This window comes from Alteromonas sp. DY56-G5 (assembly GCF_041414725.1).
In the GTDB taxonomy this organism is placed as follows: domain Bacteria; phylum Pseudomonadota; class Gammaproteobacteria; order Enterobacterales; family Alteromonadaceae; genus Alteromonas; species Alteromonas macleodii.
Genome location: NZ_JANHZQ010000008.1, coordinates 49286 through 75383, shown reverse-complemented (window position 1 = coordinate 75383; position 26098 = coordinate 49286). Strand labels below are relative to the sequence as shown.

26 protein-coding genes and 9 tRNA genes are annotated in these 26098 nt (G+C 44.2%); 12 read left to right on the top strand and 23 right to left on the bottom strand.

Translation table 11 applies throughout. The features are described 5' to 3' along the window. The first annotated feature begins 2 nt into the window (after positions 1-2). A complete protein-coding gene (locus NO989_RS06130; RefSeq protein WP_069944045.1) occupies positions 3-554 on the top strand; it encodes a carboxymuconolactone decarboxylase family protein in 552 nt (183 codons plus the stop codon). Between the two features lie 161 nt (positions 555-715). Here the strand turns inward: NO989_RS06130 and NO989_RS06125 are convergent, their stop codons facing one another. After that, positions 716-898: a hypothetical protein gene (locus tag NO989_RS06125; RefSeq protein ID WP_014976139.1), complete on the bottom strand. Its 183-nt coding sequence runs from the start codon at positions 896-898 to the stop codon at positions 716-718. Positions 899-1145: 247 nt separating this feature from the next. Here NO989_RS06125 and NO989_RS06120 point away from each other — a divergent pair, with 247 nt between their 5' ends. Next, on the top strand, positions 1146-1316 hold the full coding sequence (locus tag NO989_RS06120; protein ID WP_014949001.1) for a hypothetical protein: 171 nt from the start codon (positions 1146-1148) through the stop codon (positions 1314-1316). A gap of 592 nt (positions 1317-1908) precedes the next feature. Then, a complete protein-coding gene (locus tag NO989_RS06115) occupies positions 1909-4473 on the top strand; it encodes a TonB-dependent siderophore receptor (RefSeq protein WP_039225628.1) in 2565 nt (854 codons plus the stop codon). Positions 4474-4542: 69 nt separating this feature from the next. On the opposite strand, the gene NO989_RS06110 is transcribed toward NO989_RS06115, so the two are convergent. Next, positions 4543-5100, bottom strand: coding sequence for an acyl-CoA thioesterase (locus tag NO989_RS06110; RefSeq protein WP_014976142.1), 558 nt, complete (start codon positions 5098-5100; stop codon positions 4543-4545). A 92-nt stretch (positions 5101-5192) separates the two neighbouring features. On the opposite strand from NO989_RS06110, the gene NO989_RS06105 reads away from it, so the two are divergent. Next, positions 5193-5816 carry a flavin reductase family protein gene (locus NO989_RS06105; RefSeq protein ID WP_371342244.1) on the top strand — a complete coding sequence of 208 codons (624 nt, stop codon included), beginning with the start codon at positions 5193-5195 and terminating at the stop codon, positions 5814-5816. 11 nt (positions 5817-5827) lie between these two features. Here the strand turns inward: NO989_RS06105 and NO989_RS06100 are convergent, their stop codons facing one another. After that, positions 5828-6172, bottom strand: coding sequence for a helix-turn-helix domain-containing protein (locus NO989_RS06100; RefSeq protein ID WP_014976144.1), 345 nt, complete (start codon positions 6170-6172; stop codon positions 5828-5830). Positions 6173-6277: 105 nt separating this feature from the next. On the opposite strand from NO989_RS06100, the gene NO989_RS06095 reads away from it, so the two are divergent. Together NO989_RS06095 and NO989_RS06090 are read left to right on the top strand one after the other, a co-directional pair. Further along, positions 6278-7072: an SDR family NAD(P)-dependent oxidoreductase gene (locus NO989_RS06095; RefSeq protein WP_014976145.1), complete on the top strand. Its 795-nt coding sequence runs from the start codon at positions 6278-6280 to the stop codon at positions 7070-7072. 115 nt (positions 7073-7187) lie between these two features. Then, entirely contained in the window at positions 7188-7844 is a 657-nt protein-coding gene (locus NO989_RS06090) for a cupin domain-containing protein (protein ID WP_239246308.1), read from the top strand. A 172-nt stretch (positions 7845-8016) separates the two neighbouring features. Here the strand turns inward: NO989_RS06090 and NO989_RS06085 are convergent, their stop codons facing one another. From NO989_RS06085 to lolB, 19 genes are all read right to left on the bottom strand, one after another. Continuing rightward, entirely contained in the window at positions 8017-9423 is a 1407-nt protein-coding gene (locus NO989_RS06085; RefSeq protein ID WP_061485388.1) for a sodium:alanine symporter family protein, read from the bottom strand. Positions 9424-9743: 320 nt separating this feature from the next. After that, a tRNA-Gln gene (locus NO989_RS06080) sits at positions 9744-9819 on the bottom strand. A 4-nt stretch (positions 9820-9823) separates the two neighbouring features. Next, a tRNA-Leu gene (locus NO989_RS06075) sits at positions 9824-9908 on the bottom strand. Between the two features lie 34 nt (positions 9909-9942). After that, a tRNA-Met gene (locus NO989_RS06070) sits at positions 9943-10019 on the bottom strand. 52 nt (positions 10020-10071) lie between these two features. Then, positions 10072-10147 (bottom strand) — tRNA-Gln (locus tag NO989_RS06065). Positions 10148-10149: 2 nt separating this feature from the next. After that, positions 10150-10234, bottom strand: a tRNA-Leu gene (locus NO989_RS06060). Between the two features lie 34 nt (positions 10235-10268). Continuing rightward, positions 10269-10344: transfer RNA gene (locus NO989_RS06055), tRNA-Gln, on the bottom strand. Positions 10345-10348: 4 nt separating this feature from the next. Then, positions 10349-10433: transfer RNA gene (locus NO989_RS06050), tRNA-Leu, on the bottom strand. A 35-nt stretch (positions 10434-10468) separates the two neighbouring features. Continuing rightward, positions 10469-10545: transfer RNA gene (locus NO989_RS06045), tRNA-Met, on the bottom strand. 171 nt (positions 10546-10716) lie between these two features. Continuing rightward, on the bottom strand, positions 10717-11712 hold the full coding sequence (locus NO989_RS06040; protein WP_275444899.1) for a peptidylprolyl isomerase: 996 nt from the start codon (positions 11710-11712) through the stop codon (positions 10717-10719). 124 nt (positions 11713-11836) lie between these two features. Next, positions 11837-12928 (bottom strand): redox-regulated ATPase YchF, encoded by a 1092-nt coding sequence (gene ychF, locus NO989_RS06035; protein WP_014949009.1) that lies wholly within the window; start codon positions 12926-12928, stop codon positions 11837-11839. A 41-nt stretch (positions 12929-12969) separates the two neighbouring features. Beyond that, positions 12970-13551 carry an aminoacyl-tRNA hydrolase gene (gene pth / locus NO989_RS06030; protein WP_014949010.1) on the bottom strand — a complete coding sequence of 194 codons (582 nt, stop codon included), beginning with the start codon at positions 13549-13551 and terminating at the stop codon, positions 12970-12972. A gap of 5 nt (positions 13552-13556) precedes the next feature. Next, a complete protein-coding gene (locus tag NO989_RS06025) occupies positions 13557-14189 on the bottom strand; it encodes a 50S ribosomal protein L25/general stress protein Ctc (RefSeq protein ID WP_014976150.1) in 633 nt (210 codons plus the stop codon). Positions 14190-14554: 365 nt separating this feature from the next. Beyond that, on the bottom strand, positions 14555-15556 hold the full coding sequence (locus tag NO989_RS06020; RefSeq protein WP_014978887.1) for an NAD(P)-dependent alcohol dehydrogenase: 1002 nt from the start codon (positions 15554-15556) through the stop codon (positions 14555-14557). A gap of 124 nt (positions 15557-15680) precedes the next feature. Continuing rightward, on the bottom strand, positions 15681-16163 hold the full coding sequence (locus NO989_RS06015; RefSeq protein ID WP_061485392.1) for a hypothetical protein: 483 nt from the start codon (positions 16161-16163) through the stop codon (positions 15681-15683). A 255-nt stretch (positions 16164-16418) separates the two neighbouring features. Further along, entirely contained in the window at positions 16419-17366 is a 948-nt protein-coding gene (locus NO989_RS06010) for a ribose-phosphate pyrophosphokinase (protein WP_014949014.1), read from the bottom strand. 33 nt (positions 17367-17399) lie between these two features. Beyond that, positions 17400-17475: transfer RNA gene (locus NO989_RS06005), tRNA-Gln, on the bottom strand. Positions 17476-17508: 33 nt separating this feature from the next. Next, positions 17509-18375, bottom strand: a complete 867-nt coding sequence (gene ispE / locus NO989_RS06000) for a 4-(cytidine 5'-diphospho)-2-C-methyl-D-erythritol kinase (protein ID WP_321825277.1) — start codon at positions 18373-18375, stop codon at positions 17509-17511. Then, entirely contained in the window at positions 18375-19001 is a 627-nt protein-coding gene (lolB, locus tag NO989_RS05995; protein WP_131138404.1) for a lipoprotein insertase outer membrane protein LolB, read from the bottom strand. Before lolB ends, ispE begins: the two co-directional genes overlap by 1 nt. Before the next feature lie 131 nt (positions 19002-19132). On the opposite strand from lolB, the gene hemA reads away from it, so the two are divergent. The 6 genes from hemA (at position 19133) to kdsA (ending at position 25579) form a co-directional block, all read left to right on the top strand. Further along, entirely contained in the window at positions 19133-20407 is a 1275-nt protein-coding gene (gene hemA / locus NO989_RS05990; RefSeq protein ID WP_321825278.1) for a glutamyl-tRNA reductase, read from the top strand. Between the two features lie 15 nt (positions 20408-20422). Next, positions 20423-21508, top strand: coding sequence for a peptide chain release factor 1 (prfA, locus tag NO989_RS05985; RefSeq protein WP_168463541.1), 1086 nt, complete (start codon positions 20423-20425; stop codon positions 21506-21508). 36 nt (positions 21509-21544) lie between these two features. Further along, positions 21545-22384, top strand: a complete 840-nt coding sequence (gene prmC / locus NO989_RS05980) for a peptide chain release factor N(5)-glutamine methyltransferase (protein ID WP_321825279.1) — start codon at positions 21545-21547, stop codon at positions 22382-22384. Positions 22385-22537: 153 nt separating this feature from the next. Beyond that, positions 22538-24100 carry a response regulator gene (locus tag NO989_RS05975; protein WP_014949020.1) on the top strand — a complete coding sequence of 521 codons (1563 nt, stop codon included), beginning with the start codon at positions 22538-22540 and terminating at the stop codon, positions 24098-24100. A 232-nt stretch (positions 24101-24332) separates the two neighbouring features. After that, positions 24333-24704 carry a SirB2 family protein gene (locus NO989_RS05970; protein ID WP_061485400.1) on the top strand — a complete coding sequence of 124 codons (372 nt, stop codon included), beginning with the start codon at positions 24333-24335 and terminating at the stop codon, positions 24702-24704. A 20-nt stretch (positions 24705-24724) separates the two neighbouring features. After that, positions 24725-25579, top strand: coding sequence for a 3-deoxy-8-phosphooctulonate synthase (kdsA, locus tag NO989_RS05965; RefSeq protein WP_061485402.1), 855 nt, complete (start codon positions 24725-24727; stop codon positions 25577-25579). Positions 25580-25641: 62 nt separating this feature from the next. On the opposite strand, the gene NO989_RS05960 is transcribed toward kdsA, so the two are convergent. Further along, on the bottom strand, positions 25642-25920 hold the full coding sequence (locus tag NO989_RS05960) for a hypothetical protein (protein ID WP_014949023.1): 279 nt from the start codon (positions 25918-25920) through the stop codon (positions 25642-25644). Positions 25921-26098 lie beyond the last annotated feature (178 nt).

Below are 26098 nucleotides of genomic sequence, written 5' to 3'. Positions count from 1 at the left end.
ACATGAGCGATTTTACTTTACACACGAAAGAGAGTGCGCCAGAAGCAGCGAAGCCTTTACTTGATAATTCGCAAGCAGCATTTGGAATGATTCCAAATCTACATGCAGTAATGGCAGAAGCGCCGACTTTGCTTGAAGGCTATCAAGTGCTGCATAAACTAGCGCAAGAAACATCGTTCAATGCAGAAGAGTTAACGGTGGTTTGGCAGGCAGTGAATGTAGAGCACGCATGTCATTACTGCGTTCCAGCGCATACGGGTATTGCGAAGAGTATGAAAGTGCGCGATGACCTAATTGAAGAGTTGCGAAACGATGAAACACTGTCTGACAGCAAATTGAATACGCTTAAAGAAACTGTGCTGGCTTTAACTCGCGGGCGAGGTAATGTTGATAATGCGCAGCTTGACGCATTTTACAGTGCTGGATACAAGCATCAGCAATTGTTAGAAATCATACTTATATTGGCGCAAAAAGTGATGAGTAATTATACCAATCATTTGGCCGATACGCCTGTAGACGAACCTTTCAAAAAATTTGATTGGTCGCCTAAATAATCATTTAATTGCTCTTTTAAAACGGAAGCAAGGCTTCCGTTTTTTGTTTCTGGCTCAAACGCTTGCGAGCAATCTCGCAAAAACTGAATAGCAGTAGGCTACACAGTGTGTAGATAAAAAGCGCAAACAGCATTTTTCTATTCCTATTCAAAATACGACTATTAAGACGCTAAGGGCAGCTGCGGGCTTAATTCTTCTACGGTTTCCATTGCAACTAACTCTTCGTATCCCTTTTGCTGCAACAGTGTTTTCAAATCGTCGCAATTACTGCATTTATTTTGTTTAGCGATAGCCACTGCTTCGATGAAACACGATAGGTGAGTTATAGATTGTGTTTGTGTCATGGTCTACTTCACTTTTGATTTTACGTAAGTTCGTTGTTTCCATTTTTATTGGAATTACTTTGGCTTAGCCTGAAGTCACTAATGTGACGCTAGCATTACGCTTTTATGAAAAATAAGGGTGAAAAGTTTAAAATACCTTGAAATGTATATACATAGGCTATACATTTTGTATTCGAATAATGTGGTAGTACTTGCAGATTCTCATTGAACGACATACTGCACGTATTGGTTTTTGCAAGGATTTAAGGTGTCTGAAAAAAACAATAAAAAGAAGAAAAAGAATAGTCAGATGATTATTCGAATCAATGACGAAGAGCGTGCACAGTTTATCGCGTTATGCGAAGACCTAGACACTTCTGCTGCTCGTGAAGTTAGACACTTTATTCGAGAATTTATTGCCAAACACGGCGATCAATAGCGGCTTTGCTAAACGTTATGTGAGTGAAGCGAACACTACAAATAAAGATAAGGATTTACATCATGGCTAAGAAAAAAGAGTTAAAAAAAGCGATTAAAGCAACTAAGGCGAAAATTTCTAAGCAAGAAGGAAAGCTTAAAAAGCTTAAGAAGAAGCTTAAAAAAGCATAAGCGCCTATTTGGCACTCATTAGTGCAAATTTGGTATGAAAAGCGCTCTGAACGGAGCGCTTTTTTTGTTTCATGTACTCTAGTCCAAATTACCTTTTGTGAAGGTGGCACCTTCCTACCGCCTCTTACCACCAGTGCAATAGATGATTCCGTCGCTTCATCTTCAAAATTCCGCCTGTCGTCGATATTAAGGATTTATTACAACTTTAGTATTGTGCGAGCGAATCTTTTTGTGATTTACTCAGCCTTCAAGCACCGCGTGCTTTTCATCTCTAATAATAATAAGTCTGATCAGACAATCTGGCGTTTAGCAGTACCCCAACAACAGAAAGAAGATATTGTATTTCAACGCGTTTTTGATTCACGAAATACAAAACTACACACTTCGAAAAGTAAAATTTAAAAGAATTCAGGAACAACACAATGCAACAGGCAAAATTTAACGCTTCTGCTTTCAAGCTTTCCCTCATTGCTTCTGCAATTGCAGGAATGGCTTTTTCCTCTTCGTCAGTGCTTGCACAGGAGCAAGCTTCTGTTGATGAGCAAGATGTTGAGCAAATCCAAATTGTAGGTTCACGTCGCGTTGGTCGCACCATCAATGACTCCCCTGTACCTATCGACATTATCGATGCTTCATCTATAGAAGCAACGGGGCTCACTGAAACCAACATGATCTTAAACCAGTTACTGCCTAGCTTTAACTTCCCTCAGCCATCTATTACCGATGGCACCGACCACGTACGACCAGCGCAGCTGCGTGGTTTAGCACCAGACCACACGCTGGTATTAGTTAATGGTAAGCGTCGTCATACCTCTGCGCTTCTTAATTTAAATGGTTCGGTGGGGCGTGGCTCTTCAGCGGTAGATTTAAACGCTATCCCGGCTAATGCGATTAAGCGTATTGAGGTGTTGCGTGACGGTGCTGCGGCTCAGTACGGCTCAGACGCCATTGCCGGTGTTATTAATATTGTTTTGAAAGATGCTGCCGAAGGCGGTGAAGTGTCGGCAACGTATGGTGCTAATGTTACAACAATGGACGGTGTGCCTAACCTTGAAGGTGTGAGTGTTGGTGCTGACGGTAATTTAGCATTCGCTGAAGGAAGCGACAGAGACGTAACCGATGGACAAACCTTTACCCTTCGCGGCAACGTAGGCTTCGAATGGGGAGACGACGGCTTTGTTAACGTATCAGGTGAATACCGCGACCGTGGACAGGCGAACCGTTCGGACTACGACCAGCGAGAAAACTATGCGCGAGACGCGGACGGCAACCTAGACCCTCGTGAGCTTACGGTCAACCGCTACAATCACGTTTACGGAAATGGTGAGGTGGAAGATTACGCCTTGTTCATAAACGCGGGCAAAGCCCTTACTGATAGCGTTGAGTTTTATACTACCGCAGGCTACAGCACTCGTGATTCGGTAGGCGGAGGCTTTTACCGTCGTGCTCAAGATTCACGAAACGTAGTTGAAATTTATCCAGACGGATTCCTACCTTCTATTCAAACTGACATAACCGATATGTCGCTGCTTGCTGGTATTAAGGGCTATGGCGATGTTTGGAATTACGACTTGTCCGTAACACATGGTGGTAATGAGCTTGAGTATGGTGTTATCAACACCCTAAACACGTCTTTAGGTCCAACGAGTCAAACTGAGTTTGACGCGGGTACGCTAGAATACAACACCACAATTGTGAATGCTGACGCGTCACGTTTGGTAGATACCGGGTATTTCTACAGCGAAATGAACTTCGCCATGGGCGCAGAATATCGTCATGAGAGCTATGAAATAACTGCAGGTGAAGAAGGGTCTTACATACAAGGTACGTTTGGACCTGGCGGCGTGGTGACTGACCCGGTAGACGGCCCGTTTGGTGCTGCTGGTTCGCAAGTATTCCCAGGCTTTACACCAGAATCTGCAGGTGAAAACAGCCGTCATAACTATAGCTTCTATGTGGATGTAGAAGCTGACGTTGTAGAAAACTGGAACGTAGCAGTGGCAGGGCGCTATGAAGATTATTCTGACTTCGGCAGCACGTTTAATTGGAAAATGTCTCACCGTGTAACCCTGAGTGATGCATTTGCACTTCGAGCGTCAGTATCAACCGGCTTTAGAGCACCATCGCTACAACAGCAATTCTTCACCTCAATCGCGACGGTATTTGTTGATGGCGAGCCAACTGAAACGGGGACATTTGCGCCGTCAAGTGATGTTGCGCAAGCGCTGGGCAGCCCAGGTCTTGATGCAGAAGAATCGAATAACTACAGTGCAGGTTTTACCTACTCGCCAACTGCTGATTTCAACCTGACAGTAGACTTTTATCGCATTGATATCGACGATCGTATCGTGCTGTCTAACAACCTATCAGGTGAGGGTATAGAAGCACTACTTGCGGGTACGGGAGCTAATCAGGCTCGATTCTTCTTAAATGCGATAGATTCGCGTACGGAAGGTGTTGATATCGTTTCTACCTATACGCTTAATACGTCAGATTATGGTGCGTTTAACTTTAACGCTGGTGCTAACTTTAACGATAACGAGGTAACAAATGTTATCGATGCACCTGATGTGTTGCAAAATGCAGGCTTCGACCAGGCTAACTTGTTCGATGATGTTGAACTACGTCGCTTCGAAACGGCTTCGCCTGACAGCAAACTTAACTTAGGTGTTACGTGGAATTATGACCGCTACACAACAACCTTACGCACTACTCGTTATGGTGAAGTGGAAGACCCATCGTCAGTTGAAGCACGCAATGAAATCATTCCGTCAGAGTGGATCACAGACCTAGACGTTCGCATTGCGTTAACAGAAGGACTTACCGTTTCTGTTGGTGCTAACAATCTGTTTGATGTGTACCCAGAAACAACCCGTGAACTTGTGGATGATGTAACCACGTTCTCGCGCTTATTCCCGTATTCAGGCTTTTCGCCTTACGGTTTTACAGGCCGTTTTGTTTACGGAAAAGTCTCGTATAGCTTCTAATTAGCACCGGTTCTTGAGTGCTGAAAGCCAGTTGATTAATACGCAACTGGCTTTTTTTGTACCTGTTACTTAGTCATTTTTCTCAAAGGTAACTACACAGCGATGTTCGTTTAAAAGCGCAAAGTCTTCTTTGGGAATAAAAGCGTCGTAATCACGTTGCAGCTTAACTTGTGCTTCCTTGCGAATTTTACTGCGGCGTATAGCCGTTACGAAATTGCGCATTTCATGGTGAGTAGATAACTCTAGCTCAGGGACTGAAACAGGTGTGCCGCTATCATCTTTGGCAACCATGGTAAAAAAGCTGTTATTGGTATGTTTGACCTCGTTGGTTTTTATATTTTCCGTAGTGACTTTTATCCCTACTACCAAGGATGTGTTTCCGACATAATGAACGGTAGCGTCGAGGTGAAGTAAGTCACCCACTTCAACAGGCTGTAAAAACTCGACGCCATCAACAGTAACGGTTACACAATAGGCTCCTGCGTGTTTACTTGCGCAGGCATAGGCGACTTTATCCATTAACGATAAAATGACACCTCCATGCACCTTACCGCCAAAATTAGCAAAAGATGGCACCATTAATTCAGTCAGTCTTGTTCTTGAAAAAGCGACATTACGTGCAGTCATAAACAACCTTTAATCTTAAGCCCTTGAAAAGCGCCGAATAAGCGTTCATATCAGTATTAGATTTACCCTACCACAAATTTTAAGGAATGGTTTTGTCACAAACGCATTTTTATCAACCAAAAGAAGGTCATGGCTTGGCTCACGATCCGTTTAACGCAATCATCGCACCGCGCCCAATCGGATGGATCTCTACAAAATCAAAAACGGGAGTGTTAAACCTTGCTCCTTACAGTTTTTTCAATGCGTTGAACTACACGCCGCCAATTATCGGATTTTCAGTAGTAGGCAGTAAGAAAGATTCACTGGTAAACGTACAGGAAACGGGTGAGTTTTGCTGGAATCTTGTATCAGAAGATTTGATTGATGCAATGAACACGACAAGTAAACCTCTGGCACCTGAAGAAAGTGAATTTGACCATGCAGGGCTTCAAACTGTAGAAAGTGAAGTGGTAAGCGTTCCCCGCGTAAAAGCGAGTAAGGTGAGCATGGAATGTAAGCTAACTGATGTGGTACAGCTTAAGGCCGCCTCAGGTGAGGAGGTGAATAGCTGGTTTATCATGGGTGAAGTAGTGGGTGTACACATTGATAAGTCACTCATAGAAAACGGCGCTTACAGCACGCTGAAAAGTGCGCCAGTTACCCGTGGTGGCGGACGAGGCGATTATTACACTATTTCCCGAGATAACTTTTTCGAAATGCTAAGACCAGAGGGATAGAGCTGGCGATGCTATCTCGATAGATTATTGAGGTCTTCTTGTAAGGCCTCTATTTGTTCTAGTACGGCTAAAAATCTATTTCCAAACTCTGTTACTTGGTATTCAACCCGAGGCGGGAGCTCGTGATACACCGTTTTTTTCAGAATACCAAATTCCGTGTTCTTCTTCAGGCATTGATTTAATACTTTGGTGCTTAGTCCGTCTACAGTACGCACCATTTCACCGGGGCGGTTAATGCCATTTGCCAAGAGTTGGTAAACGGTAAGCGACCATTTACAGCCGTAAATCGTCTCTACCATGCGCGCGCTTTCTTGAGGTGGTATTTTTCGCTCGATTTGTTTTTCCTTAAAATTCATAAAGATGTACCTAAAAGTACTTACTGAACCAAATTATACTTACTATTCATGGAGTTATCTAAGGCGTAAGGTTATCACGAATTGAAAACAGTGAGGGAATTTTAAATGTCACTTTTAAATGATTTTTGTGAAAACCGTAACGCGTTAATTGTAGGCGGTTCAAGCGGTATAGGTCTTGCCACCGCTAAGTTATTGGCGAATGAAGGTGTTAACGTTGTGCTTGTGGGCAAGAATGGTTCCAAACTGGAAGAAGCAGTGAAAGCGGTAAGTACATTCACAAATGTATCAACCATTAGCATAAACGCTGTCCAAGTTGACTTATATAAGCCTGCAGACGTACAAAAATTAATAAAGTACGTAGAAGATGCAGCTGTACCTTTTCATTACTTAATAAATGCTGCAGGGTATTTTAACCCTAAGCCATTTTTACAGCATACATGCGAAGATTATGATGTTTATCATGATTTGAATAAAAGCCTATTTTTTATCACCCAAGCGGTAGCCAAAAGAATGTCTCAGCACAGTGTTGGCAGTATTGTTAATGTTGGTTCTATGTGGGCTAAGCAGGCCGTTAAGGCGACTCCTTCGTCTGCTTACTCCATGGCAAAAGCAGCGCTGCATTCACTTACTCAGCATCTGGCCATGGAACTTGCCGACGATGGCATACGTGTAAATGCAGTATCGCCAGCGGTAGTTAAAACACCTATTTACAATGCGTTCGTTCCAGAAGAGCAAACCGATGAAGTATTGGAAGGTTTCAATGCGTTTCATCCGATAGGACGTATAGGAACTCCAGAAGACGTGGCACATGGCATCCTTTATCTGTTATCAGAAAGAGCTAATTGGACTACCGGTACCGTATTAGATATTGATGGTGGTGTAATGGCAGGTAGGAACTAATAAATAGGACGTATCATTATCTTGCTTTGTCTTCATTCTAATAACACGAAGCGAGATGATGTATACGTTTATTCGGTAACAATTGCTTGCTCTAAATAAAACGAGATTATCAATGATGCTTAATATGAACTTTGATGAACGCCTAGCGATTAATACGCAAATGCAAGAGTGGCAGGCGTCACCGTCTTCTACGGTATGGCGTAAACCCTTAGAGCGTGAAGCAAAAGAGTCTGGTCATACAACTAGCGTCGTGAAGTACGAAGCTGGCGCGAGCTTTAAGCAGCATAGTCATCCTTATGGTGAAGAAATTTTGGTGCTTGAAGGTGTGTTTTCCGATGAACACGGTGATTACCCTGCAGGTACTTACTTGCGTAACCCGCCAGGCAGTAAACATAGCCCTTTCAGTAAAGAAGGCTGTGTGATTCTGGTTAAGCTGAATCAGTTTGATAAGCGCGATTTGAGTGAAGTACGCGTAAATACAAATAAAGCACAATGGCTGCAAGGGCAGGGCGGTTTACAAGTGATGCCGCTCCACAACTTTGAGCATGAACATGTGGCGCTAGTTAAGTGGCCCGTGGGAGAGGTATTTAAGCCTCACAAGCATTTCGGAGGTGAAGAAATTTTTGTGCTATCGGGTACATTTAAAGACGAACATGGTGCATACCCAAAAGGCACATGGTTGCGCAATCCTCATATGAGTCAGCATCATCCTTACGTGGATGAGGAAACAATAATATGGGTGAAGACAGGGCATTTGCCAGTAGCGTTGTAGGCCGCCACTTCATTTGTTGCAGGTAAATCAAAACCAGTGTTTTACTTGCGGTCAATTGCTACAAACGGAAAAGGCTAACCCGAGGTTAGCCTTTCTTTTTGTTTAATCTCACTAGATTAAAGTTAGCCCGGTAACACCTAACTTTAAAACACTAACCTAGTAAAAGCCGGACTTAATCCCAAATACCCTCTTCTGACTTACCCTGTATTTCACAGTCGCCCGCTTTGTATTCCATGTTTGCGCCGGTGTCTTTTTTCTTAAAGTAGTCTTTGCTGATAGACACAATGGTAGGGGTCATCCATACAATAGCAATGATGTTTATCACCGTCATTAGGCCCAACGCCATATCGGCCATGGCCCATACCTGAGGTAGGGCTGCCTGTGCGCCCCAGTAAATCATGCCTAAATAACCAATAGTGTAAACTGCACGGCCTATTTTATTATCTAGCTTGAACATGTGCAGATTACTCTCGCCATAGGCATAGTTTGCCACTACAGACGTGAATGCAAATAAGCTGATGGCGGCAGCCACAAAATCAGTACCGCCTTCGCCTAGGTGACTGCTCATCGCATCTTGGGTTAGGCGTATGCCTTCCATTTGATCAGAGCTTGAACCGCCAGCAAGTAAAATGATGAAGGCAGTAGACGTACATAGCACGAGTGTATCTAAGAAAACGCCTAGCATCTGAATGTAACCCTGTGATACGGGGTGATTAGGGTTTGGCACAGCACTCGCCGCAGCGTGCGGTACAGAGCCGCTGCCTGCTTCGTTTGAATAAAGCCCGCGCTGAATACCATTTTTAATGGCCGCACCGAGTGCACCAGCGCCAGCTTCCTGCAAGCCAAATGCTGATTTAACGATATCGAGCAGCATGGCTGGCAGTTCGGAAATATTAATGAAGGTAATAGCCAAAGCCACAAGCACGTAGCCTATTCCCATAAATGGCACCACAAACTCGGCAAAGCGCGCAATGCTTTTAAGGCCTCCCACGACGATTAAGGCTGCCAGTGCAATAATGGCTAGGCCTACATATTCCGTGGGGAATGAGTATGCATTGTTTAATGCATCGGTAATAGTATTGGCTTGAACGGCGCTAAAGACAAAGCCGTAGCCAAAGAACAAACATAGAGAAAATGCGACTGCAAGCCAGGTTTTGTTCAAACCCTGCTTGATGTAATAAGCGGGACCGCCACGGAACTCGCCGTTTTCGTCACGGACTTTATATAGCTGACCTAGTACACTTTCGGCAAAGCCAGTGGCCATACCTAAAAGGGCAATCATCCACATCCAAAAAATAGCGCCAGCACCGCCTAGAGATATAGCAACCGCGACGCCAGCTAAGTTACCCGTGCCTACGCGAGCCGATAAGCTGGTACATAAAGCTTGGAATGAACTGATCCCATCCTTAGTAGAAGTGTTACTGCCCTTTAGTAGGCTGAACATATGGCCGAAGTGCCTAAGCTGCACACCGCCAAGTTTAACGGTAAACCAGATACCACATGCAAGCAGCATAATGATAAGTACCTGACCGTCTCCCCAAAGAATATTGTTAACTAATGAAACGAATTCGTTTATCACGCACTTTCCTTCGTTATTGTTTTAATTATTGCTCGGCGTGTAGAAATGAACTGAACATGACAGGTGCGTTGTCAGAACAAACGCTTCGGCTTAAGCAAACTTTTATTTGCTAAACCTTGGAATAAGCCGAGCTATATCGATAAAAAACCAATACTAGCACGACAATTAAATGATTGGACAATGAAAACGTACTGAAACTATGACGTTTTATGCTCGCATATAGCAAATTTATTCATTCATGGGGGAGAAGAACACATTTGCTGAACAATACGAGAGTACAAACAAAAAAACCGCTCAAAAGAGCGGCTTTTTCAAGAATATGGCTGGGGTAACAGGACTCGAACCTATGAATGGCGGGATCAAAACCCGCTGCCTTACCAACTTGGCTATACCCCAATATTGGTGCGGAAGGAGAGACTTGAACTCTCACGCCGTGAAGCACTGGAACCTAAATCCAGCGTGTCTACCAATTCCACCACTTCCGCAATGTAGACTTCCAATTAAGGAATAAGTAAAAGTTGGTGGCTACGGCGAGATTCGAACTTGCGACCCCATCATTATGAGTGATGTGCTCTAACCAACTGAGCTACGTAGCCTAAACTTTTATCTTCAATAAAAAGCCGCTCGATGAGCGGCTTCTCAAGAATTTGGCTGGGGTAACAGGACTCGAACCTATGAATGGCGGGATCAAAACCCGCTGCCTTACCAACTTGGCTATACCCCAAATGGTGCGGAAGGAGAGACTTGAACTCTCACGCCGTGAAGCACTGGAACCTAAATCCAGCGTGTCTACCAATTCCACCACTTCCGCGTAGACGCTAGCTATAATAGTCATTCAAAAAGAATGGCTGGGGTAACAGGACTCGAACCTATGAATGGCGGGATCAAAACCCGCTGCCTTACCAACTTGGCTATACCCCAGTCGTGGTGCGGAAGGAGAGACTTGAACTCTCACGCCGTGAAGCACTGGAACCTAAATCCAGCGTGTCTACCAATTCCACCACTTCCGCGCAGCTAGACTTTCCTAAAAGAGATAAGTGAGAATTGGTGGCTACGGCGAGATTCGAACTTGCGACCCCATCATTATGAGTGATGTGCTCTAACCAACTGAGCTACGTAGCCTTGCTATTCTCTTCCCTCTCAGGAAGTGGCGCGTATTATGCGTATATGACTGGCAACCGTCAACCCCTTTTTTACTAACTTTTTTTAAATGCTCATTAAGTGTGCGCATTAGGGCGAAATACGCGCAAAAAGCCGTGAAATTGAACAACTTGCACGAAAAAAGTTAGCTATTTACCACGCTTTGTTACTGGTTTTTGTTTGGTAATAACATACGTCAATAGGGCGCGGGCCATACGTATTGTCATGAAAAAACGGGTTATCTAAGTTTCTTCCTGTGTTTGCCCGTTTTTTATATTCTTCATGATGCGGCGTTTGTAAGAAATAAGGTGCCGCGTTGTTTGCATGCACAAAAGCCTGCTTAATTTTGCTTTCTTGCGTTATATCATCTAGAACGCCACCTCTGTCCATATTTCCTCGCGGCAACTTTTGAAGCACATCCATACCGTGCAGTACGCGACCAACGACCGACATATTTCTGTCTAAGTGTCGTGGTGCTTGCCCAATCACAATATAAAACTCCGTACTGGCTGTATCTTTCTCGCTATTGCGAGCAAACGCCACAACACCTGGGCAGTGAAGCCCCCACATTTCTTTTCGGCTTTTATCAATGCCTACTGGAAAGCCATCTAAAAATCCGGTGTTAGGCGCAAACATATCCTGATTCTCAACCACGTTTACATTGCTATTAAGCGGTTGCGTAAATTCAGCGTTAATAGGTTTAAGCAGATTCGGCGGAAATTGTGATGCGTCATGCGTATCGTTGCTGCCTGCCTGTGCCACAAACCCGTCTACTACACGATAAAATGCTTGTTCGTTATAAAAGCCTGCGTCTATTAAACTTTTAAACCTGGCCACATGTTTTGGTGCAAGGGTAGGGTGAAGCGCAATAACTACATCGCCATATGCAGTTTTAAACGTCACAGTATTACTCTGAGGAACTTGATACCAACTGGCAGTGTTACTTGCTAATGCTGGTGCCTTTTCAACAGCATCGCTACTGATTTGTGAATTCACTGGATTAGTTTGAGGTTCACTGGCAAAAGAAAAATTAGCCAGGCTTAACAAGCACAACGCTTTAATTGAGGTTCTTAAAACAGAAAATCGTTTGGCGTGCTGTGATTTGCTGCAAGTTAAAGGGCGTGAAGCGCAAAGCTGATTAATAGTCATTACAAAAGCCGTTAGTTTTTTACTAGTTATATCAGGCCTATGTGCGCTTCACAATTATTCGCTAGAAACAAAAAAGCCACCTTGCGGTGGCTTTAGTAAACAGTGCTAATTTCTACAATAGAAATTACACGTTAAAGCGGAAGTGAATAACGTCACCGTCTTTAACAATATAGTCTTTACCTTCTAAACGCCATTTACCCGCGTCTTTCGCACCTTGCTCGCCGTTGAACTCAACAAAGTGTTCGTAGCCTACGATTTCAGCGCGAATAAAGCCTTTTTCGAAGTCGGTGTGAATTTTACCTGCCGCTTGTGGTGCAGTTGAGCCTTCAGGGAAGGTCCACGCACGTACTTCTTTTACGCCTGCAGTAAAATAGGTTTGTAGCGTAAGCAGGCTGTAACCCGCACGAATTACGCGGTTAAGACCTGGTTCTTCTAGACCCATGTCTTGCATAAACTCTTCGCGTTCGTCGTCTTCAAGCTCAGCAATATCAGATTCGATTGCCGCGCATACTGCAACTACAGTCGCATTCTCGCCTGCTGCAATTTCTTTAACCTGATCAAGGTACGGGTTGTTTTCAAAACCGTCTTCATTCACGTTGGCAATGTACATGGTTGGCTTAAGGGTAAGCATGTTCATGTAGCTGATTGCCGCAAGCTCTTCTTTAGTCAGTTCAAGTGAACGTAGTAACAAGCCTTCGTCTAGGTGCGGCTTAATCTTTTCAAGCACTTTCATTTCGTACTTAGCTTCAGCATCGCCACCTTTTGCGCGCTTAGCAACACGGTGAAGTGCTTTTTCTGTTGTTTCTAAGTCAGCAAGTGCAAGCTCGGTGTTGATAACATCGATATCGTCTTTAGGGCTAACGCGACCTGCAACGTGAACAATGTTCTCATCATCAAAACAGCGTACTACGTGACCAATAGCGTCAGTCTCACGGATGTTAGCAAGGAATTTGTTTCCTAAACCTTCACCTTTAGAGGCACCTTCAACCAAGCCAGCAATATCTACGAATTCCATGGTAGTAGGAATAACGCGCTGAGGTTTTACGATTTCAGCCAACTTGTCCAAACGAAGATCTGGCACAGGAACAACACCTGTGTTTGGCTCGATAGTACAAAACGGGAAGTTTGCCGCTTCAATACCTGCTTTAGTTAATGCATTGAAAAGTGTTGATTTACCTACGTTTGGTAGGCCAACAATACCGCATTTAAAACCCATGGTATGGATCCTTAGTTTGGAAAAGTGATAACTGGCTAGGTTTACCCTTTGTGCGAGTGTAACCTGTTTTGTGCTTGCTTAAGGTCTTCTTTCAGCAAAATTTCTGTACAACGTACCGCTTCATCGATGGCACTTTCAATGGCTGCTTTTTCTTCTGCTGGTGGTTTTCCAAGAACATGGCCGGTAACGCGGCTTTTATGACCTGGATGACCAATACCTATGCGCAAACGCAAAAAATTCTTGTTGTTACCCATTTTAGCCACAATGTCACGTACGCCATTTTGACTAGAGCTTCCGCCCACTTTGTATTTTGCAACACCTGGGGGTAAATCTAACTCGTCAAACGCTACTAATATTTGTTCTGGTTCTATGCGGTAAAAGTTAGCCAGTGCTGCTACGGCTTGTCCACTTTTATTCATAAAGGTAGTGGGGTAGAGCAAACGGATATCTTTGCCTGCAACTGTAATGCGAGCAGTTTTACCGAAGAATTTGGTTTCTGGTTTTAGCGGGGCGTTGTAGGTGTCGGCTAGTTGGTTGAGAAACCATTCACCGGCATTGTGTCGGGTATTTTCATATTCGGGGCCTGGATTACCCAGACCCACGATAAGGCGGATATCAGCCAAGAGGATTATTCCTCAGAAGCTGCTTCTTCGCCGTCTTCTTCTGCGTCAGCCGCTTTAGGAGCAGGCTTAACAGTTACAACCGCTAGGTCGTGAGCTTCGTCGTTCTTCGCAAGTTCTACTGAAGAAACGCCAGCTGGAAGAGTTAGGTCAGAAAGGTGTAGCGTTTGACCCATTTCAACACCAGCCATATCTACTTCGATGAACTCAGGAAGGTTCTTAGGTAGACAAGTAACTTCGATTTCAGTTACGTGGTGCTCAGCAATACCGCCAGCTTTAACAGCTGCAGATTTTTCTTCATTTACGAAGTGAAGTGGTACGTTAGTGTGAACGTCTTGACCAGCGATTACACGTTGGAAGTCAATGTGTGTGATCTTTGGCTTGAACGGGTGACGTTGCATATCTTTAACTAGAACTTCAACAACTTTACCGTCAAGGTTAATCTCAAGAACGTGAGAATAAAACGCTTCAAAGTCAGCAGAGTTGTTTACTTTGTTATGATCTAGTGTGATAGAAACTGGTGCTTCTTCACCACCGTAGATGATACCAGGAAGCTTGTCTTCGCGACGTAGGCGGCGGCTCGCACCTTTCCCTAGGTCTGTACGAACAGAAGCGTCTAGTTTGAAATTTGCTTCAGACATTGTCTGTCTCCAAAAATATAAGTCTAATGATGTGGATTTTTGCGACCAAAACCCACGGTAAAATGATGTGAATTACGTTTAAAAATAACTTTTTATGCGCAATAAAACACCAGCCCAAAATTCAAGGGCGGCGAATTCTAACACCACCTACCAAAACATACAATTACAAAGGCAGATAAAATATCCAACCAAGCTAATGCAAGTATTTGCGTTACTCACAATAAAAGAAGCGCACCTTGGCGCGCTTCTATCATATTTATAGAAAAAAGCACTTTGCTAAGACTAACTTGACCGTTAATGTCTCTTTCCTATGGCTTCACAAGGTCAACAGGCCTTGGGAACATAGCAACTTTTTACACAAGCGTTTACTTCGTCAGCACCACTCTGTAATGGGCTTTACCTTCTCTTAATCGCGCAATTGCCTCATTTACGTCATCAAACTTGAAGGTTTCGGTCACAGGTTCAATATTGTGGTGTGCAGCGAAATCTAGCATGGTCTTAATGGTCGCGGGGCTTCCCACTGGCGAACCTGACACACTTTTCTGACCACCAATTAAGTTAAACGCACCAATATCTAGAGGTTCAAGGGTGGCGCCTACAAAGTGAAGCCGGCCTTTCGGAGCCAATGTCGATAGGTACAAGTTCCAGTCAAGCTTTACATTTACGGTTGAAATAATTAAGTCAAACCGACCGCGCGCTTTTTTAATCTCATCTTCATCACGGCTATTAATTGTATCTGATGCACCTAGCTCTAGCGCTTCCTTCTTCTTAGATTCGCTTGAAGTGAACGCTACTACCTTACATCCCCATGCATTTAAAAACTGCAGGGCAAGATGACCCAGGCCGCCAATACCAACTACACCCACTTCACTGGTAGGACTAATACCAAACTGGACTAATGGGTTGAAGACGGTAATACCGCCGCAAAAAAGAGGGCCTGCCTTTGTGCTATCGATAGCATCGGGAAGGGGAATAACGGCACGTGCTTGGGCGCGCACTTTATCTGCAAATCCACCGTGACGACCACCTATGGTCATCGTAGCATCGGCACACAGGTTATGATCGCCTTCTTCGCAGGTTCTACAACTATTACAGTAGCCTGAATGCCAGCCTAAACCGACACGCTGTCCCACCTTAAGTGACGTTACATGTTCACCTATTTGGCTAATTGTGCCGACAACCTCGTGACCAGGCACAAAGGGATATTCTGTCATGCCCCATTCATTATCGAGCATGCTTAGGTCGCTGTGGCAGATACCACAGCTTTCAACGTCTATTTCAACGTCATGTGAGCCCAGCTTACCGGGGTCGTATTGAAACTTTTCCAGTTTTCCACCCGCTTCTTTAGCGGCATATGCATTTATCATCAATAACCGTCCTTTTAAGTGTTGCAGTGCAACATTCACGCGTACGCAAAAATTCTATAATTGCTAAATCGCTAGCTTAATTACCTTTATAAGTAATTTGCTACACGCAAAGCTATATTCTCGATCATTGTGTTTGCAGGTTATCAATGACTTTACTGGTATCGAGTACTTTAACGCTTGATACTTGAAGTACCGTACCGAATTGCGTAAAGGTCATCATATCAGGTTTAGGCGTACCTTTAACTTCCACAACAAGGCCGTTCTTTTGATAAGTTTCATCTAAACCATGTAGCGTATAGCGATCGCCGTTTTCAGCAATAAAAGCATAAAAACCGCCTTCGAGATCTTTATAAATAATACTGCCCTTCATGGTGACTTCACCTTTTGCATTATCTTCTACGGCTTCAGCCTGAGTAACTGGTTCGGCTACCAGTTCCTTGGGCATAGACGCCTTATCGTTAGCTTGAACTGTGGAAGATTTGTCTTTCATTTCAGTTCCTTGTTTCTCAAGATCTGCTTGTTTCACTGAGTCGTCATCTCCAGAGCAGCCTGCTGTATTTAAAAGGGCAGCAATTACTGCAACAAGGCATAGTGTTTTTGTTTTCATTTTATGTCCTTAATATTAGTTTTAACGCACAACAATTCTTAACGTTAAACCTAAAATTGATGAAAAGAAAGTCACATTAACGAGTCGGAAAACGGCAATAAAGTATATTTAAGGCCTAAACGGAATGTGTTTGGCTTGATGTACTGTTCTTATTTTTAAGGTGATGTTCGCTTTCAAAGAAAAAAGAAAGGTAAAAAAAGAGCCGGCGCCACTTACATGGGCCAGCTCTTTGGTAGGAGTAACAATATTTAAATTTTAGTATTCAAACATTGCTGAAATAGACTCTTCGTTGCTGATGCGACGAATAGTTTCTGCAAGCATCTCAGATAAAGTAAGCTGTTTTACTTTTCCAATTTGCTTCATCTCTGCACTTAATGGGATAGAGTCGGTAACGATAATTTCGTCAATAACAGACTCTTTAAGATTGTTTGCAGCGTTGCCTGAAAAGATAGCGTGAGTCGCGTAAGCATAAACACGGCGCGCGCCATGTGCTTTAAGTGCTTCGGCTGCTTTTGCAAGCGTACCGCCTGTATCAATCATGTCATCGACAATGATGCAGTCTCTGTCTTTTACATCACCAATGATGTTCATTACCTGAGCCACGTTCGCTTTAGGGCGACGCTTATCGATAATGGCAAGGTCGGTGTCGTTAAGTAGTTTCGCAGTAGCACGTGCACGTACAACACCGCCAATGTCAGGAGAAACGACTACAGGGTCGGCAAAATCACGTCTTACCATGTCAGCAAGAAGGATAGGAGTACCGAATGCGTTATCCACCGGAACATCAAAGAAACCTTGAATCTGTTCGGCGTGTAGGTCGATAGTAAGTACGCGGTCAACACCAACGTTAGACAGGAAGTCAGCCACTACTTTCGCAGTAATTGGCACCCTAGCTGAACGAACACGACGGTCTTGGCGTGCATAACCAAAGTAAGGAATTACTGCTGTAATACGACCAGCTGATGCGCGACGTAGTGCGTCGATCATCACAATAAGTTCCATAAGGTTATCGTTAGTAGGCGCACACGTAGACTGGATAATAAAAACGTCCGAGCCACGGACGTTTTCATGAATTTCTACGCTGATTTCACCGTCACTGAAACGGCCAACTTTGGCATTTCCAAGTTTGGTGTAGAGGCGATCGGCAACTTTCTGGGCAAGTTCTGGTACGGCATTACCTGCAAAGAGCTTCATATCTGGCACAAGTGGTTCCTCAGTGCGTTGATAAAAGAGGTTTGGCTGGGGTAGCAGGACTCGAACCTACGGATGGCGGGATCAAAACCCGCTGCCTTACCAACTTGGCTATACCCCAATTTTTAAGTTCTTGTCCGATGTGGCGTACACGCTATCTTTGTTGTTCTAATTTGTCTAATAGTGGTGAGCGATTCACACCTTTTGCGACAAAACTCTGCCAAGTTTCAGGCATTTGAGCCCTAACTTGTTCGGCTAAAGTGTAGTCAGAAAAAGTGGCAAACACGCATGCACCTGTGCCCGTCATTCGCGACGGTGCGTAGTGTACCAACCACTGTAATAATTTTGCAACTTCAGGATAGCGATTCGCGACTAATTGCTGACAATCATTCCAAGTTTTTTCAAATTTATAGTCTTCCCAACGTATCGCAGGTGTATTTCTGGGCAAATCCGGCGAGGTGAACACTTCTGCTGTACTGACATGAACATTTGGGTTCGCTACAAGAAAATACTGTTCTTTTTGGGGAGCTGGCGTTATGTCTTCTCCAACGCCTCCTGCAAATGCTGTTAGACCTCGCACAAAAATAGGTACGTCAGCGCCTAAAGATAGCCCGAGCTCAGCCAGTTCATCTTCACTTAGCCCTGTGTTCCAAAGGTGATTAAGCGCCACTAACGTGGTGGCTGCATTCGAAGAACCCCCGCCAATGCCGCCCCCCATAGGAAGGCGCTTGTCTAACGAAATAACGGCACCTTTATCACATTTTGTTTTTGTTGCCAGCAGTCGCGCTGCTTTTACAATTAAATTGTCATCGTCTGGCACACCATCAAGAGGTGTTTCCATGCGAATCGTTGTGTCGTCTGTACTTATGTCAAAGGCGAGTGCATCGCCGTAATCTAGCATTTGAAACAGACTTTGAAGCTGGTGATAGCCGTTGTCGTAGCGGCCAAGAATATGTAAAAAAAGATTCAGTTTAGCGGGGGAAGGCCACCAATCTTTATGTTCTGAAACAGATGAGTTCACTACAGAGTCCACTGATAAATTTTAATTTTAAGCTGAGTATTAGGCATGTCCGGCGTTTCATTCTGGGTAAGCGTTATGCTGTGAGGCAACCATACAGATGTGCCATCATCTAGTTCAACACTACCGTAATTACCATAAGCAACTTGCCAATTGCGGCAACCTCGGCAATAGCTTTCAAGGGTATTAACCAACCCTTTTTCAGTTAGGGTGAATTTATCACCGTCTAGCGGTAAGCCTTTTACCCAAGACAATAGTGATTCCACCGGAATGACCATTCCCGTAATCTGATAAATAAGTGGTTCTGGTAGAGCATCTACATACGTTTCACCGTCAGCCTCTAATACCGACTGCTGCTGGGTAACGTTAAGGTTAACCAGACTTACCCCTAGAAAATTGGTTAATCGAAAATCAAAATCACCGGAATCGTTTTTCCAGACTAAATTAAGGCTGGCCGCTTCCTTTCCTTGGCGAAATGCAATTTTTCCGCGCATTTGCCACTGATGTACTTCAGCAACTTTTTCAAGTTGGGCCGTGAGGTTTACCGCGTTTTCTGGGCCTTTGGGAGCGGTTGTGCATGCGCTCAGTACGAAGCAGAGAAACAACAGTAGGGAAATAAAGCGAATCATTAAGGCGCGTTACCTGTATAAAAATAAAACACATTTAATTGTGACATTATGGGAACACAGTTTCACCAACACTTTCAATCATTTTGGGTTTTTCGTACAATGCCGCTCCGACGTTGCCAGCACAGATTTTAATGACTTTACTCGCCCTCGGTATTAACCACAAAACAGCATCAGTAGCACTTCGCGAAAAAGTGGCCTTTACACCAGATTCTCTGGTGGAAGCGCTTGCGAGTTTAAAAAAGCTGGAAGGCGTAGATGAGTCTGTCATTGTATCGACCTGTAACCGCACTGAGCTATACGTTAATACTCAAGACGACACAGGCCAAAAGCTTTTACAATGGTTAAGTGATTTCCATCACTTGGATGTAGAAGAGATTGCCAATAACAGCTATGTGCTCGCGCAGGATGAAGCGGTAAAGCACATTATGCGTGTAGCCAGCGGACTTGATTCACTGATTTTGGGAGAACCTCAAATCTTAGGTCAGGTGAAGCAGGCGTTTGGTGATGCAAAACACTCAGGTATGGTGAGCAGCGAATTTGATAAGCTGTTTCAACATACGTTTTCGGTGGCGAAGCGAGTTCGCAGTGAAACAGATATAGGTGCAAACGCGGTAAGCGTGGCTTATGCAGCCGTTCAGTTGGCCAAGCATATATTCGCTGAACTACCAAAACGTTCAGTGTTATTAGTGGGAGCTGGCGAAACCATTGAACTTGTGGCTCAGCATTTGAAAGAGCAGGGCGTGAGCTGTTTGGCGGTGGCGAATAGAACCGTAGCGCGAGCAGAAGCCTTAGCTGAAACACTAGATGCAAGTGTGTTTACCTTATCGCAGGTGCCAGAGCACTTAAAAGACTTTGATATCGTGATAAGCTCTACCGCTAGCCAACTGCCCTTAATTGGCAAGGGTATGGTGGAGAAAGCCCTTAAGCAGCGCAAAAACATGCCGATGTTTTTGGTTGACCTTGCAGTACCACGAGATATCGAATCAGAGGTTAACGAGCTAGGCGATGCCTATCTTTATACCGTTGATGATTTGCAGCATATTGTTCAGAAGAATTTAGAAAACCGCGAGCAAGCAGCAAAAGAAGCGGAAAAGCTCATCGACAAACAAGCTGGCGACTACATGACGTGGAAGCAGTCGCAGCAATCGATAGATTTAGTAAGACAGTATCGCCAGAAAGGCATGGCACAGCGTGACGATATTGTGGAAAAAGCCAAAGCGCAATTAGCAGAAGGTAAAAATGCCGAAACGGTATTAGAAGAAATGGCGTATAAATTAACTAATACGCTATTGCACCCAACTACCTTAGCGTTACGCGAGGCTGCCATGCACGATGACCCGGCATTGAGCCGATGGATGGGACAGGCATTAGATTTATCTGACTTTTCGTCAGACGAAAATAAATAAGGTAATAAGAAGCATATGAAAGAGTCGGTAGTTAGGAAACTCGAACACTTAGTCGAGCGTTTCGAAGAAGTTCAGGCGTTGTTAGGCGACCCTGGAGTTATCGGCGATCAGGATAAGTTTCGCAACTTGTCAAAAGAGTTCAGTCAGCTAGAAGATGTAGTGGCAGGCTTTAATGCTTATCAGCAAGCACAAGAAAACTTGGCTTCAGCGCAGGAAATGCTGAATGAAGACGACGCCGACATGCGCGAGATGGCGCAGGAAGAGATGAAAGATGCCAAGGCGGAAATTGAACGCCTTGAAACTGAACTTCAGGTGCTACTCCTGCCAAAAGATCCTAACGATGATAACAACTGTTTCTTGGAAATTCGCGCTGGTGCGGGTGGTGACGAAGCGGCAATATTCGCAGGTGACTTGTTCCGCATGTACAGCCGTTATGCCGAAAGTCGTGGCTGGCGTGTAGAGTTGGTTAACGCCAATGAAGGTGAGCATGGCGGTTATAAAGAAGTCATTGCGAATGTTAGCGGCGATGGCGTGTACGGCGTATTGAAATTCGAGTCGGGCGGTCACCGCGTACAGCGTGTACCAGAAACCGAATCACAAGGCCGTATCCATACCTCGGCATGTACTGTGGCGGTATTACCAGAAATTCCAGAGTCGCAGGCAATTGAAATTAACCCTGCAGAGCTTCGCATCGATACCTTCCGTGCATCAGGTGCGGGTGGTCAGCACGTTAACAAAACCGACTCGGCGATTCGTATTACCCACTTGCCAACAGGCTTGGTAGTGGAATGTCAGGACGAGCGTTCACAGCACAAAAACCGTGCGAAAGCGATGTCGGTACTTCAAGCGCGCTTAAATCAGATTGAAGAAGAAAAGCGTGCAGCAGAAGAGGCTTCTACCCGTAAGAGCCTAGTCGGTAGCGGTGACCGCTCTGAGCGAATTCGTACTTATAACTTCCCGCAGGGACGTGTAACCGATCACCGTATCAACCTAACTATTTATCGTTTAGATGAAGTGGTGGAAGGTGATCTGAAACAGCTTATCGACCCAATTTTGCAAGAGCATCAGGCCGATCTGTTGGCTTCACTGTCGGACGAATAACGCTGTCTTGTTACATAAACTGTTTATAGAAAAACAATGCGCATAGACAACGCCCTAGCATGGGCTGCTGAGCAACTAGAGGGTGGGGAGTCACCCTCCATTGATGCCAAAGTCATGTTGGCGAACGTTCTAGGTAAGTCACAAACTTACCTATTCACATGGCCTGATAAAACCTTGAATGCCACCCAAAAAGCGCAATTTGAATCAGATGTGGCCAAGCGTAAACGGGGTGAGCCCGTGGCTTATATTATCGGCAAGCGTGATTTCTGGACCCTGTCACTGTTTACCTCGCCAGATACCTTAATTCCACGACCTGATACCGAAGTGCTGGTTGAGCAAGTGCTTAATTGGGCAAATCAACAATCCTCTGCATCCCTATCAATCTGTGATTTGGGAACCGGTACGGGCGCTATTGCTTTGGCATTAGCGAGCGAACTGCCAGAAGCATCCGTTACTGGCGTAGACTTTCAAGCAGGGGCGGTGAACCTTGCTACCCGTAATGCCCACGCTAATAGCATAGCCAATGCGCATTTTGTTCAAAGTGACTGGTTTAGTGCTCTGGCAGATCAAACCTTCGACATTATTGTTTCAAACCCACCTTACATAGAAGAATCCAGTCCATACCTTAATGAGGGCGATGTGCGTTTTGAGCCTAAAACAGCATTAACTTCGGGTAGTGATGGTCTAGACGACATTAAACACATAATCAATAACGCACCTCAATACCTCAATAAAGGCGCGCTGCTCGCATTCGAACACGGTTTTGACCAAGGGGCAGCGGTTAACGCTTTGCTTGCAGATGCGGGATTTATAGACGTCAAAACTATTAAAGACTACGGCGACAATGACCGTGTAACGCTAGGACAGTGGCAGTAGGTTTTAACCTTCAAAGAAGTTATCTTTTCTGTAGTTATCAAAATTTAATTGCAAACTTGCTAATATTTTGTTTTACATTAGTATCTATTAAGCGGTTGTAAGACCTCAAAAAGCACTAAGTTAAACAATCTCTTACACTACAGGACGTACCAGATGAATGATGACTTTCTTTTCGCAGAAGATGACGATGAAAATGAAGTAGATGATCTGGGTAGCTGGAAAGTACTCATTGTTGATGATGAACCCGAAGTACACGCCGTTACCAAGCTGGCGCTAAATGACTTTAGTTTAAATGGCAAAACCCTTGAGTTTGTTAGTGCCTATAGCGGAGAGGAAGCGAAGGCCATTTTCAAAACCCATGATGATATCGCCGTTGTGTTACTTGATGTTGTTATGGAGACTGATGACGCCGGTCTTAAAGTGGCGGAGTATGTTCGTAACGAATTAGACAATCATTTCACGCGTATTATTTTGCGTACTGGACAACCTGGCCAAGCCCCTGAAAAAGATGTCATCATTAATTACGACATCAACGACTACAAGTCGAAAACCGAACTGACCGCGCAAAAACTTTTTACTGTTATCATTGCAGCGCTCCGCTCATATCGAGATATTATCGTTATCGAAGAAAATAGACGCGGCCTTGAAAAAATTATAGATGCGTCTGTGGATTTATTTTCCTCCCGTTCCCTCGAAAAGTTCATGCAGGGCATCATTCAACAGCTGGCATCTATTCTGGGCTGTTCAAAGGATGCAGCCTACATTACTACAGCGGTGGCAACCACATCGCGTACTATTAATACCAGCAACAACAAACTGGGTGACGACGAACTATATGTTTTTGCTGGCAACGGTGAGTACGCCAGTAAGGAAGGGGTGCCTTTAAAAGACGCGATTAGCGCACAAGAATATGCCCTGTGCGCAAGAGCCATGCGCGATAAGCAAATTGTTTATGCAGAAGATCACGTTGTGGCTTATTGCAACAGTAAAAGCCACAATGGCGCACTCTTGTACTTGTCAGGATTACCGAGACGAATAGGGGAAAGTGATCGTCATCTGGTAAAACGCTTTTCAGACAGTGTTCAGCTTGCTTTTGACAACGTACTTAAAACCGTAGATGTTGAAGCGACGCAGAAAGAAATAATTGAGCGTTTAGGTCGAGCGTTAGAGCATGAGTCAAATGCATCAAATAATCTCACAAGAATGGTTGAAATGGCGCAACTGTTGGCAGAAAAGGTTGGGCTGAACGAGCAAGACATCCACGCATTACGCCTTGCCGTGCCACTCCATGATATTGGGACGTCTATAGTGCCTAAATCTATTTTGCACAAAACGACGCCGTTAACCGAAGAGGAAGTATTTAAAATACGTCAGCATGCTGAATTTGGTTACCAGATCTTGCGAGATTCAAGCCGGCCCACTATCCAACTTGCAGCAATGTTAGCAAAGCAACATCACGAACGCTGGGATGGAAAGGGATATCCAGACGGGCTTAAAGGCGAAGAAATTGATATAAAAAGCCGTATTGCCACGTTAGTTGATGTGTTTGATGCACTGTTAAACGCAAGGCCGTATAAGCCTGCGTGGACAATTGATAAGGTTGAAGCCGTATTGAAAGAGGAAAGTGGCAAGCACTTCGACCCTGATTTAGTTCAGTGTATGCTAAATGACCTTCCGGCCTTTATGGCAATTCAAGCTCAATTCCCTGACGCATAATGATTTATTTCTCCGTTATTTACGTACTGTAATACGTTACAATAACAGCCTCTAAACAGGCGCCATAATTAAAACGAAGGCAGGTGCTACATGCACCTGTTTTTTTGAGTCTGCTACTCGTATTCTGAGTCTGTTGAATTTTGCATTGCTGTAAAACTAAATCGGCTCAATTAACACCTGTGTTAAAGTAACCAGAAGCAGCCTTACTATCTAATAAGAACAGGAACACATTATGTACATGATGACTAAACACCTTCACATGACCGCCGTTGGCTTGAGCATATTATTTTTTGTCTTTCGCTTTATATGGAGTCAATTCGACGCTACAGCACTTAGCAAAAAATGGGTTAAAATTCTCCCTCATATCATTGATACCGTGCTATTAGCCAGCGCAATTTGGCTATGCATTATTTTGTCTCAATATCCTTTAGTTAATGCATGGCTCACATTTAAAGTTGTGGGCGTGGTGCTGTACATAGTGTTTGGATTGTTTGCATTGAAAAAAGCCAAAACAGCGTTAGGCAAATGGAGCTTTTTCGTAGCAGCGCTTGTTGTGCTTATGGCAACGGCTATGGTTGCTGTAACCAAACAACCTCTTTTTTAAGATTTAATTGGAAATAGATAATGTCTGAATCTCAACAGATTATTAATGTAGGTAACGTTGACGTTGCCAACCACTTGCCGTTTGCTCTGTTCGGTGGAATGAACGTACTTGAGTCTCGCGATCTCGCTATGCGTATTGCAGAACACTATGTTGAAGTAACGCAAAAGCTCAATATTCCGTACGTTTTTAAAGCCTCGTTTGATAAAGCGAACCGTTCATCTGTGACTTCTTACCGTGGGCCTGGCATGGAAGAAGGGTTGCGTATTTTTGAAGAAATTAAGTCGACCTTTAACGTTCCGCTTATCACTGATGTGCACGAACCGCACCAAGCAGCTCCCGTAGCTGAAGTGGTGGATGTTATTCAACTGCCTGCTTTCTTGGCGCGCCAAACCGACCTTGTGGTTGCAATGGCAAAAACCGGTAGCGTTATCAATGTGAAAAAGCCTCAATTCTTAGCACCGCATGAAATGCGTCACATCATAGGAAAACTAGGCGAAGCGGGGAACGATAAGGTTATTCTTTGTGAGCGTGGTAGCTGCTTTGGATATAACAATTTAGTTGTGGACATGCTTGGCATGGACGCAATGAAAGAATATGCCCCAGTAATATTTGATGCGACTCACGCACTTCAAATGCCGGGTGGCCGAGCGACGTCTGCAGATGGTCGTAGAGCGCAAGCTGCACAGTTGGCCAGAAGTGGTATGGCATTAGGTTTGGCAGGGCTATTTATAGAAGCGCATCCTAACCCAGATGAAGCACTATGTGATGGGCCTTGCGCACTGCCGTTGGCAAAATTAGAGCCTTACTTGCAGCAGATGAAAGCACTAGATGAATTGGTGAAAGGTTTTGACGCGTTAGATACAAGTAATACCTAAGCTAGTATTTGATGGCGTATGCCGGTGCAAGCACCGGCATGCGTATCAGGTGTGTGAGTTGCTTATTCCGCTTCAGAAACGTTTACGCGCTCTTCACCTTTTGTCATTGCTAATAAGTTCTTGTGAAGCTGAACTTGCGTCTCTTCAGCTAAAATCGCTTTAGACTGCTTTTTCACAACAATGTGCGCATCGTTTTCTGGCAGTACTTCGGCCATTTTTACGCTGGTCATTGCTGTGTTGATTAACGATTGTAGATTGATCTTTTCTGGTTGTGCGTTAGCATTTGCAGCAGCGCTTACAAAAGCCATTACAGAAACACTAGCTAAAAGTAATTTTTTCATTTTCACACCTAATAAAAATAATTAAATAATTGTTGATGAATGTTAAAATGTTTAACAAATGTTCATCATAAAATGCTGAAATTAAATGTTCTTTTTTAATTTCGGGTAAATTATAGTCAGTGGGTGGTGAAAAATAAAACGAGTAAAAGTATGGGTTGTCATTAGAAAAACTAATGAA